Source organism: Aeromonas sp. 2MA4 (genome assembly GCF_029237305.1).
Taxonomy (GTDB): Bacteria; Pseudomonadota; Gammaproteobacteria; order Enterobacterales; family Aeromonadaceae; genus Aeromonas; species Aeromonas salmonicida.
The window spans coordinates 104065-114333 of record NZ_JAACFY010000016.1; the positions used below are offsets into that span (position 1 = coordinate 104065).

The 10269-nt window shown below is 60.6% G+C and carries 14 protein-coding genes; all 14 read left to right on the forward strand.

What is annotated here, in order from left to right:
• Positions 1-20: 20 nt before the first annotated feature.
• A complete protein-coding gene (locus GWQ31_RS16200; RefSeq protein WP_275909800.1) occupies positions 21-593 on the forward strand; it encodes a phage baseplate assembly protein V in 573 nt (190 codons plus the stop codon).
• Positions 590-961, forward strand: a complete 372-nt coding sequence (locus GWQ31_RS16205) for a GPW/gp25 family protein (protein WP_275909801.1) — start codon at positions 590-592, stop codon at positions 959-961. The genes GWQ31_RS16200 and GWQ31_RS16205 overlap by 4 nt, the downstream gene beginning before the upstream one ends.
• The gene (locus GWQ31_RS16210) at positions 958-1857 is read left to right on the forward strand and encodes a baseplate J/gp47 family protein (protein WP_275909802.1); all 900 of its coding nucleotides are present in this window, start codon (positions 958-960) and stop codon (positions 1855-1857) included. The genes GWQ31_RS16205 and GWQ31_RS16210 overlap by 4 nt, the downstream gene beginning before the upstream one ends.
• Positions 1854-2486 carry a phage tail protein I gene (locus tag GWQ31_RS16215; RefSeq protein WP_275909803.1) on the forward strand — a complete coding sequence of 211 codons (633 nt, stop codon included), beginning with the start codon at positions 1854-1856 and terminating at the stop codon, positions 2484-2486. The genes GWQ31_RS16210 and GWQ31_RS16215 overlap by 4 nt, the downstream gene beginning before the upstream one ends.
• The gene (locus GWQ31_RS16220; protein WP_275909804.1) at positions 2486-3502 is read left to right on the forward strand and encodes a phage tail protein; all 1017 of its coding nucleotides are present in this window, start codon (positions 2486-2488) and stop codon (positions 3500-3502) included. The genes GWQ31_RS16215 and GWQ31_RS16220 overlap by 1 nt, the downstream gene beginning before the upstream one ends.
• 9 nt (positions 3503-3511) lie before the next feature.
• Entirely contained in the window at positions 3512-3841 is a 330-nt protein-coding gene (locus tag GWQ31_RS16225; RefSeq protein WP_275909805.1) for a hypothetical protein, read from the forward strand.
• Positions 3838-4059: a hypothetical protein gene (locus GWQ31_RS16230; RefSeq protein ID WP_275909806.1), complete on the forward strand. Its 222-nt coding sequence runs from the start codon at positions 3838-3840 to the stop codon at positions 4057-4059. The genes GWQ31_RS16225 and GWQ31_RS16230 overlap by 4 nt, the downstream gene beginning before the upstream one ends.
• A gap of 197 nt (positions 4060-4256) precedes the next feature.
• Complete coding sequence (locus GWQ31_RS16235) at positions 4257-5429, forward strand: phage tail sheath protein (RefSeq protein ID WP_275909814.1); 1173 nt, start codon at positions 4257-4259, stop codon at positions 5427-5429.
• A 9-nt stretch (positions 5430-5438) separates the two neighbouring features.
• Positions 5439-5957, forward strand: coding sequence for a phage major tail tube protein (locus tag GWQ31_RS16240; RefSeq protein WP_094697357.1), 519 nt, complete (start codon positions 5439-5441; stop codon positions 5955-5957).
• Positions 5958-6023: 66 nt separating this feature from the next.
• Positions 6024-6308, forward strand: a complete 285-nt coding sequence (locus GWQ31_RS16245; protein WP_275909807.1) for a phage tail assembly protein — start codon at positions 6024-6026, stop codon at positions 6306-6308.
• Positions 6309-6316: 8 nt separating this feature from the next.
• On the forward strand, positions 6317-6448 hold the full coding sequence (locus tag GWQ31_RS16250; protein ID WP_099993757.1) for a GpE family phage tail protein: 132 nt from the start codon (positions 6317-6319) through the stop codon (positions 6446-6448).
• Between the two features lie 281 nt (positions 6449-6729).
• Positions 6730-9006 carry a phage tail tape measure protein gene (locus tag GWQ31_RS16255; protein ID WP_275909808.1) on the forward strand — a complete coding sequence of 759 codons (2277 nt, stop codon included), beginning with the start codon at positions 6730-6732 and terminating at the stop codon, positions 9004-9006.
• 12 nt (positions 9007-9018) lie between these two features.
• The gene (locus GWQ31_RS16260) at positions 9019-9510 is read left to right on the forward strand and encodes a phage tail protein (protein ID WP_275909809.1); all 492 of its coding nucleotides are present in this window, start codon (positions 9019-9021) and stop codon (positions 9508-9510) included.
• Entirely contained in the window at positions 9510-10235 is a 726-nt protein-coding gene (locus tag GWQ31_RS16265) for a contractile injection system protein, VgrG/Pvc8 family (protein WP_275909810.1), read from the forward strand. The genes GWQ31_RS16260 and GWQ31_RS16265 overlap by 1 nt, the downstream gene beginning before the upstream one ends.
• Positions 10236-10269 lie beyond the last annotated feature (34 nt).

Consider the following 10269-nt stretch of genomic DNA (forward strand, 5'->3'; position numbering starts at 1 on the left):
TTGCCCAAAACAATGGCCCCATGCAACCGATCCCGACTGAACTCCAACGCCTGATCGACAACCTGATCCGCATCGGCACCGTGACCGAAGTGCGATCCGGGGAATGTCGTGTCAAAACCGGCGACATCATCACCAACTGGCGGCCCTATGCAACAGCACGGGCCGGGGCTAACCGTACCCGTCACCGCCTGAGCATCGGCGAACAGGTCATCTTGTTGTCAGTCAGTGGCGATCTGCGTAATGCGTATATCCTCGGCTCCCTCAACGCCACCGCCGCAGATGAGCCACTGCGCGAGGATGACAACCCCGATCTCGACCGCACCGAATACAGTGACGGCGCCATCATCGAATACAACCCGGCCACAGGCGCACTCAACGCCACCGGCATCAAGTCCGCCAATATCTCGGCCTCCGTCACCGTCAAGCTGATCACCCCCCTGGTGGAATGCTCCCAGGCGCTCAAGGTCGGTACCACCATCACCGCCGGCGGCAAAATTACGGCTACCGCCGCCAAGATAGGAAACGTCGAAGTCACGACCCACGGCCATAAAGACGTGCAACCAGGCAGTGGCCAATCAGGGGGCCCTGTATGAACTGGCTCGGCATGAACGCTGCGACCGGTCGCGCCATCAGCGCGACCAACCACATCATCCAGTCGGTGCGCGACATCCTCATCACCCCTGTGGGCTCTCGCGTCATGCGCCGCGACTACGGCAGCGAGCTGTTTTACCTCATCGACCAGCCCCAACATCAGGCCACCCGCCTTCGCCTGATGGCCGCCACCGTACAGGCCCTCATCAACTGGGAACCGCGCATCACCATCACCCGGGTCGATGTGCATGGCGGCAGCATGAATGGCTCACTCACCGTTGAACTCACCTGGCAGCGCAAAGATGGCGGCGCGCCAGATTCAAAAACAGAAAGTGCCAGCATCACCATCCCCACAGGAGTCGCCTCGTGAGCACTATCACCCTCTCCCAACTGCCCCAGCCAGACGTAATCGAAGCCCTCGATTTCGAGACCATCCTCGCAGAGCGAAAAGCCTACTTCATCAGCCTCTATCCTGCAGACCAACAGGCCGCCGTCACTGCCACCATAGCGCTGGAATCCGAGCCAATAACCAAGCTGCTGCAAGAAAATGCCTACCGGGAGCTGATCCTGCGCCAGCGCATCAACGAAGCCGCCGTGGCCAACATGCTGGCCTGGGCAGAAGGGGCCGATCTCGACAATCTGGCTGCTAACTGGAATGTGACGCGCCTCACTATTCAGCCCGGTGACCCGACCGCCACCCCGCCGGTGCCAGAAATCAAGGAAGATGACGCCGCCCTCAGCCTGCGTGCCCTGATGGCGTGGGATGGCCTCAGCGTGGCAGGCCCAACAGGCGCCTATGAATATTTCGCCCTCTCGGCAGATGGCAAGGTGGCGGATGCCAAAGGCTCCAGCCCATCCCCTGCCCAGGCGCTGGTCACCATCCTCAGCACCGAAGGGGACGGCACCGCCGATGCCGCCCTGATCGCCAAAGTCACCGCCGCCCTGAACGGCGAAAACGTCCGCCCGGTGGCCGACCGGCTCACCGTGCAAAGTGCCGGCATCATCAACTACACCATCAACGCCCAGTTGCACATCGACAGCCAGGGCGCAGAAGCAGACGTGATCCTGCAAGCGGCCAGCGACAGCTTGGCCGCCTTCATCAATCCCCGTCGCCGTATCGGGGTCGAAGTGCCCCGCTCTGCCATTGATGCCGCCCTCCATGTGCAGGGAGTGCGCAAGGTAGACCTGATCGGCTGGACAGACATCACCCCCAGCTCAACCCAGGCAGCCTACTGCACCGGCTTCACCGTAGAGCGGGCAGCATGAATACCCTGCTACCGCCCAGCACCAGTCGAACAGAGCGCCATCTGGCCAGCACTGGGGCGCAGGCCCAACAGCTGCCGATCCCGTTGCGCACCCTCTGGTCACCCTGGACCTGTCCCGCCCACCTGCTGCCCTATCTGGCTGCCAGTTGGAGCGTCGACCGCTGGGATGACAAATGGCCAGAGGCCACCAAGCGCCAGGTGATCGCCAACAGCTACTTCGTCCACAGCCGCAAGGGCACCATCGGCGCCATTCGCCGGGTGGTCGAACCCCTCGGCTTTCTGATCCGGGTGCTCGAATGGTGGCAAGAAACCCCTAACGCCACCCCAGGCACCTTCAAGCTCGACATCGGGGTGCTCGATACCGGTATCACCGAGGCCATGTACCAGGAGCTGGAACGGCTGATCGCCGATGCCAAACCCATGACCCGCCACCTGACCGGCCTTGCCATCAGCATGGAAACCCGTGGCCCGCTCTATCTGGGGGCAGCCTGCTACCTGGGTGACGAGTTGACCGTCTACCCCTACACCCCGGAAGCCATCGAGATCAGTGGCCAGCAATGGCACGGCGGCATCACTCACACCCTCGACACCTTGACCATTCAACCGCAACAGACAGGAGGTGCCAGTTAATGAGCGCCATCTATTTCGCCATCCCCACCGATGCCGGGCAGGCCAAAATTGCCAACGCCATCGCCCTAGGCATCCCGCTGAAAATCACCCACATGGCCGTCGGTGATGGCAATGGCCAACCGGTCACCCCCAACGCCGCCCAAACCGCACTGATAAGGGAAAATCGCCGCGCCCCACTCAACACCCTGTTTCAAGACCCCTTGAACCAGGCACAACTGGTGGCCGAGCAAATCATCCCGGAAGACGTCGGCAACTGGTGGATCCGTGAGGTCGGTCTCTTCTCCGAAGACGGCACCCTGATTGCCGTCGCCAACTGCCCGGATACCTACAAGCCGTTGCTCAGCAGTGGCGCAGGCCGCACCCAGGTTATCCGCATTGTGCTGATCGTCAGCGACACCAGCGCGGTGGAACTCAAGATTGACCCGTCCGTGGTGCTGGCAACCCGCAAGTATGTCGATGATGTGATGGCAGCCCACAAGCTAAGCCGCGATCACCCGGATGCCAGCGAAACGGCCAAGGGTTTTACCCGCTTGGCTACCCAGGAACAAGTGGATGCCGTCACTGCAGATGATGTGGTCGTCACCCCGAAAAAACTGACTCAGCACTACAAGCGCAAAAATATTCTGGGGGTGGTGTCACAAACTGCCGGCATCCCGACCGGGGCGATCATTGAGCGGGGCAGTAATGCCAACGGTGAATACATCAAATTCGCCGACGGCACCCTGGTGTGCATGGCATTGGTATCCATCGCTTATCTTCAACCAAGCATGATGCAAAAGAACTGGGTGCTACCACATCCGCATGTCACAGGCCTCATCGTCATTTTCACAGGGCCACAACTGACTGATGTCGGTGCAAACGCTGGGCGAGTGAACAGAGCTGCAGCACCAGCCGCCGCATTCAATGGGCCAATATCCTCCACCCAACTGAGGCTATTCGCCACAGGCACGGATGTATTTCAGCCTGGTGATGCTGCCAATGCAGCCGCTGCCTTGGCTATTGGCCGCTGGTATTAAGGAGACACCATGAAAATCACACTCTCACCCTCTCGCCGTGATGAACCGCTCACCGCTCGCGTCAGCGGTGACACCCTCTACCTGAATGGCGAAGCGATTGATTTCACTCCGCTGCAAGAAGGGGATGTGCTGCCATATACCGCCATCGACAGTCCTTTCATAGGGGATGACGTCTGCCGGATTGATGGCGAAATTCACCTCACCCTGGTGCTGCCTTATGGCACCAATGCTCCCTATGAAACCCGCTTCCCGGCAGCATTCACCGAGCCCATGACCGTGGTCAATGGCGCGGTACCGTTACCTGCCTATGACGCAGTGGAAAAGGAGACCACATCATGACGATTGATTGGACACAACGGATCACGCAAGAACAGCAGACTCAGCAACTTGCCAGCTCGTTGCGCGCCCTGCGCGATATGGCGATCAGCGAGACATTGACGGCAGAGCAGTACACTGAGCTGCTCGCCTACCGTCAACAGCTCAGAGACCTGCCATCCGCCCCCTGCTGGCCCGCCATCGAGATACCGCCGCCCCCTGCTTGGCTGGCACAACCCTAACCAACACCCCGCCCTGTGCGGGGTGTTTCGTTACTGCCGCTCATCAACCCCTTGTCACCGCCGTTCCAGTGTATCCACGCCGGATACACTGGCCGCCGCTCGCCTGTCATCCCCTGCCCCTGCATCCTGACCCTGCTCGCATCACATGCACCACCTATGCAAAAAGCTCCGTCCGGACAACAGGAGAACCTATGGCACTGGACCAATTTCACCACGGCGTGCGCGTCGTGGAAATCAACGAGGGCACCCGCACCATCCGCACCGTCGCCACGGCGGTGATCGGCATGGTCTGCACCAGCGCCGATGCTGATGCTGCCTACTTCCCGCTCGACAAACCCGTGCTGATTGCCAACCTGCCAGCAGCCATCGCCAAAGCAGGCAGCAACGGCAACCTCAAGAAGTCGCTGCAAACCATCTATGACACCGTCAACACCATCGTCATCGCCGTGCGCGTGGCCGACGGCGCCGACGCAGCCGAACTGACCAGCAACATCATCGGCACCATCAAGCCCGATGGCAGCTACACCGGCCTCAAGGCACTGGAACGGGCCGCCCCGGTCACCACCGTCAAGCCGCGCATTCTCTGCGTGCCGGACAACTGCAGCCTGCCGGTGGCCACCGCCCTGGCTGGCATGGCCAAAAAACTGCGCGCCTTTGCCTACGTGCCGACCATCGCCGAAACCGTCGAGGCTGCGCTGGCCTATCGTGAAAACTTTGCCAGCCGCGAACTGATGCTGGTGCATGCCGACTGGACGGCATGGGACGTAGCAGCGAATGCCAGCGTCAAGCTCGATGCCTGCCTCAAGGCGGCCGCCCTGCGGGCCCTTATCGACAAAGAGATCGGCTGGCACAAGACCCTGTCCAACGTCGGCGTGACCGGGGTCGATGGCATGACCAAGTCCCTGTTCTGGGATCTGCAAGACCCCGACACCGAAGTCGGCCTGCTCAACGCCAACGAGGTAACCTGCCTGATCCAGGCCAACGGGGTCCGCAACTGGGGCAACCGCACCTGCTCGGACGATCCCCTGTTCTGCTTCGAGAACTACACCCGCACCGCCCAGGTGCTGGCCGACACCATCGCAGACGCGCACATGTGGGCCGTCGACAAGCCCATGACCCCGACCCTGGTGAAAGACATCATCGAGGGCATCAAGGCCAAGGGCCGCGAACTGGTCACCGGCGGGTACCTGCTCGGTTTTGACTGCTGGTACAACGAGGAGCTCAACGACAAAGACACCCTCAAGGCTGGCAAGCTGCGCATCGATTACAACTACACACCGGTACCGCCGCTGGAAGACCTCGGCTTCCAGCAGCGCATCACCGATTCCTACCTCATCGACTTCAGCGCCCGCGTCGCGGCTGCAGCATAAGGAGCCACCATGGCACTGCCACGCAAAATCAAACGACTGAACGTCTTCCTCAACGGCGATAACTGGGTCGGTGAAGCGGAAGACTTCACCCCGGCCAAGCTCTCTCGCAAATTCGAGGCCTATCGCGGCGGCGGCATGGGCGGTGCCGTCAACATCGACATGGGGATGGATGACAGCGCCCTTGATGTCTCCTTCACCTTCGGCGGCTACGGCGACCAGCTCCTGCGCTGCATGGGTGAACCCAAAGCCGACGGCACCAGCCTGCGCTTTGCCGGTTCCGTCCAACGCGATGACACCGGTGAAATCGTCGCCGTAGAGATCGTCTGCCGTGGCCGCTTCAAAGAGCTCGACCGGGGCACCCTCAAGGCAGGTGACAACACCCAGGCCAAGGTCAGCATGGTCAACACCTACTACAAAGAGACCGTCAACGGCCAGGTGATGCATGAGATTGACCTGATCAACATGGTCGAGATCGGCCCCGATGGCGTCGACCGCATGGCCGAACACCGCAAAGCCATCGGCCTCTAACCCACCCAACAATCCAATGGGCGGCCAACAGCCGCCCTCACCACATCAACATCAGGAACAAGCACCATGGAAAACAAGACTGTCACCCTCGACACCCCGATCCAGCGCGGCAACACCACCATCGCCGACGTGCAGTTGCGCAAGCCCAAGGCGGGTGAAATGCGCGGCCTCAACATGGCCGACGTCCTGCAGATGGACGTCAACGCCCTCACCAAACTGCTGCCCCGCATCACCACCCCGATCCTGACCGAAGCCGAGATTGGCAACATGGACCCAGCGGACTTAGTCCAGCTGGGCAGTGAGGTGGCCGGTTTTTTGATGACGAAGAAAATGGGTTACCTGGCTGCGTAGATGACCTGATGGCAGAGATTGCCATCATCGCCCACTGGCCGCCGTCCGACATGGCGGCCATGGAAATCAGCGAGCTGATGGGCTGGCACCAACGCCTCGTTGAAACACACAACCGCATCAACGGGGCAGAAGAACAATGAACCCTCTCAAACTTCAAATCCTGCTCGGGGCGGTCGACAAAATCACCGCCCCCCTCAAAGTAGCCAGCGGCCAGAGCCGCCTGACCGCTCAAGACCTGCTCGCAACCAAGAAGCGCATCAAGGAACTGGAAACCCAGAGCGGCCAGATTGATGGCTATCGCACCCTAGGTAACCAGATCGGCGCGACCCGGGCCCAGCTTAGCCAAGCCCAGCGTGACGCTCAGCAGATGGCCCAGCAGTTCGCCAAAGTGGAACAGCCGACCAAGGCCATGACCCGCGCCATGGAGCAGGCCAAGCAGAAGGTACGCGACCTCTCCCAGCAAGAGCGTGAAATGGTCGCCCGCCACGGCAGCCTGAAACGGGCCATGACAGAAACAGGCATCAATACCAAACAGCTTGGCCAGCACCAGCGTCAACTCAAAACCGACCTTGCCGCTGCCAACACCCAACTCGACCAGCAGCGCGCCAAGCTCGGGCAAGTGGCGGCCCAGCAAAAGCGCCTGAGCCAAATCAAAGCCAGTTATGACAAAACCATGTCCATACGAGGCACCATTGCCGGCTATGGCGCCGCGGGCATGGCAACGGGGGCCGCGGGCCTTTATAAAATCAACAGCATGGCCTCGGTCGGTCTGGATTTCGACGCCCAAATGTCAAAGGTGCAGGCCCTCACTCGCCTGCAAAAAGGCAGTGATGAGCTGGCCATGCTGCGCCGACAGGCGCGGGATCTGGGCGCATCTACCAGCTTCACCGCCATGGATGCCGCAGGGGGCCAGGGCTTCCTTGCCATGGCAGGCTTCACCCCCAAAGCAATCAAGGATGCCATGCCCGGCATCCTTGATATGGCCAAAGCGGGCGGCATGGAAATCGCCCGCTCGGCAGACATTGCCTCCAACATACTGACAGGCTTTAAACTCCCCGCCGCCGAAATGAACCGGGTCGGCGATGCCCTCGTCGCCACTTTCACCCGCTCTAACACCTCACTCGACATGCTGGGTGAAACCATGAGGTATGCGGCCCCGGTGGCCGCAGAACTGGGGGTCAGTCTTGAAACCTCCGCTGCCATGGCGGGCAAGCTGGGAGATGCAGGGATCCAGGGCAGCATGGCCGGGACCGCTCAGCGAGCCATCATGGGGCGACTCGCGGCACCACCAAAAGCGGCGGCTGACGCCTTGGCCGAGTTAGGCATAAAAACCAAAGACGCCACCGGCAAGTTGCGAGAAATGCCGGATATTCTCACCGAGTTACACCAGAAAACCGCCAAGCTGGGTAACGCCACACGCTCGGGATTCTTTAAAGCGATCGCGGGTGAAGAGGCATTCGCCGCGCTGGCCATGCTCGTCAACCAAGCCGGCAGTGGTGATCTGCAAAAGCTGATTGCCGAGATTAAACAAGCCAAGGGCGAATCTGCCGAAGTGGCCAAGGTCATGGCCGATAACGCCCGGGGCGATATCGATGGCCTGACCTCAGCATGGCAGGACCTCAACATCGAAATGATGACCTCCCAGAACGGGCCACTGCGTGGCCTGATCCAGCAAATCACCGCCATGACCCGTGGTATCGGTGAATGGATGCGCGCCAATCCAGAACTGACCGCCACCATCACCAAGGTTGCCGCCGTCACCGCCGTGGCTGCTGCTGCCGGTGGCTCGTTGCTGCTGATCGTGGCTGGACTGCTCGGCCCCTTGGCTTCGTTGAAGATGGGCTTTGGCATGGTGGTGACGATGGGGGGGCCCTTGTTGACCTTCATCAAACTCATGACCATGGGCATGCTCAAGTTCGGCCTGGCCATGCTCACCAACCCTATCGGCTGGTTCATCATGGGGATTGCCGCGATCGCCGCTGGCGCCTACCTGCTTTACAAAAACTGGGATGGGGTCACCCAATGGTTTCGCGAACTCTGGGACAAGTGCAAAGCCCCGTTACTCGCATACTGGGATCTGCTGAAAGAGATCTTCTCCTGGACACCCATCGGCATGCTCACCATGCATTGGAGCAAGATCTGGGCTTTCTTCGACACCCTGCCAGCCGGTGCCGCCAACAAGGGGAGAGCCATCATCGACGGCCTGATTGGTGGCATCGCCGCCAAATGGGAAAGCCTGAAAGCCAAGATAAAAGCCCTCACCGACCTGTTGCCTGACTGGATGAAAGGGGGCGGTTCGGTCACGGCCAACATAAATCCTTCGCGGTACCTGACTGGTAACTACAACCAACCAGCCTTGGCCAGTGGTTACGACTATGACACTACCCGTCGGATCCGCGAGCAAGTGCAGCCGGTGGCATCGAGCCAAATAGCAGACGCAAGCCGCACTGTTAGAGAGCAAGTGATCAACGTAAATGGGAATGGAACTGGCCGCGATGGCCCCCGCATTGTGCAGACAGCAAAGCCAGTTGCAGCAAGAGGGGCATCGTCAACCACCGAGATCAACGCCCCTATCAACATCGTTCAACAACCGAGCCAATCCGGCGCCGACGTGGCGCAAGAGGTAAGCCGCGAACTGGACAAGCGCGAAAGGCAGGCCGCCGCCCGCAAGCGCGCCACTCTTGGCGATCGCAACTAAGGAGCAACCACCATGATGATGACCCTGGGCTGGTTTGTGTTTATGCGCTCGACCGTCGCCCCACAATCCCAACAAGATGAATGGGCATGGCGCCACCCGGGCAATAACCGGGTCGGCGCTCGCCCGGCTTACCAATTCCTCGGCCCGGATGATGAAACCAGCACCCTGAGCGGGGTGCTGCTGCCCGAGGTGACCGGCGGCCCCGTCTCCCTCGACATGCTGCGCCAGATGGGTGACAGCGGTGAAGCCTTTCCCCTGATCCAGGGCGATGGCGTGATGCGCGGGTCATTCGTGATAGAGGGCATCAGTACCACCCGCAGCGAGTTTTTCGACGATGGCGCGGTCCGCAAAATTGAATTCACCATCAAGCTCAAGCGGGTCGATAGCAACGACAGCTCCCTCGGCAACACCCTGCTGGGCCGCACGGCGGGCAACCTGCTCGGCCGCCTGGGTGTGGGCAAACTGATCGGCAGTGTCGGCAATAAACTCGGGGGGCTGTTCTGATGGGCGCCTTTGACCAGTTCGGCAGTCGTCTGGCCGACAATCTTGGCATCACCAACCCGCTCGACGCCCTGCGCCAAGGCCATCCGGTACCTGCTTACCAAGTGCTGGTCGATGGCAGTGACATCTCTGCCACCATTCGCCCGCGCCTGATGTCGATGACCATCACCGACAACCGGGGCTTCACTGCCGACACCATCGAGATCACCCTCGATGACAGCGATGGTCAGCTCGACATGCCACGCCGTGGCGCCACCCTGCGCGCCTTCATCGGCTGGCAGGGCAGCGCCTTGGTCGACAAGGGCACCTATAAAATTGACGAGGTGGAACACAACGGCGCCCCCGACGTGCTCACCATCCGGGGCAAGTCGGCAGATCTGCGCGGCGGCATGAACAAACTGCGCGAACGCAGCTGGCACCAGACCACCATAAACAGCATCGTCGAACAGCTCGCCGCCCCCTACCAGCTCACACCCTGCGTGGGCGACTCGCTCAAAGGCCAGCTGATCGACCACATTGACCAGACCAACGAAAGCGACCTCGCCTTTCTCACCCGCTTGGCGGGTCAGTGTGATGCCATCGCCACCGTCAAATCTGCTCGCCTGATGTTTATCAAGGCGGGCCAAGGTACCACCGCTAGCTGTGATCTCTCTGTAGGTTGTTCACTCGGGGCATTCCCGGAAAACTGGAGGCGCCAACCAAACCAATCATCCGAGGTGCCCCAGTGAACAACCATAAAAATGCCCGATTAACCGTCTTTGG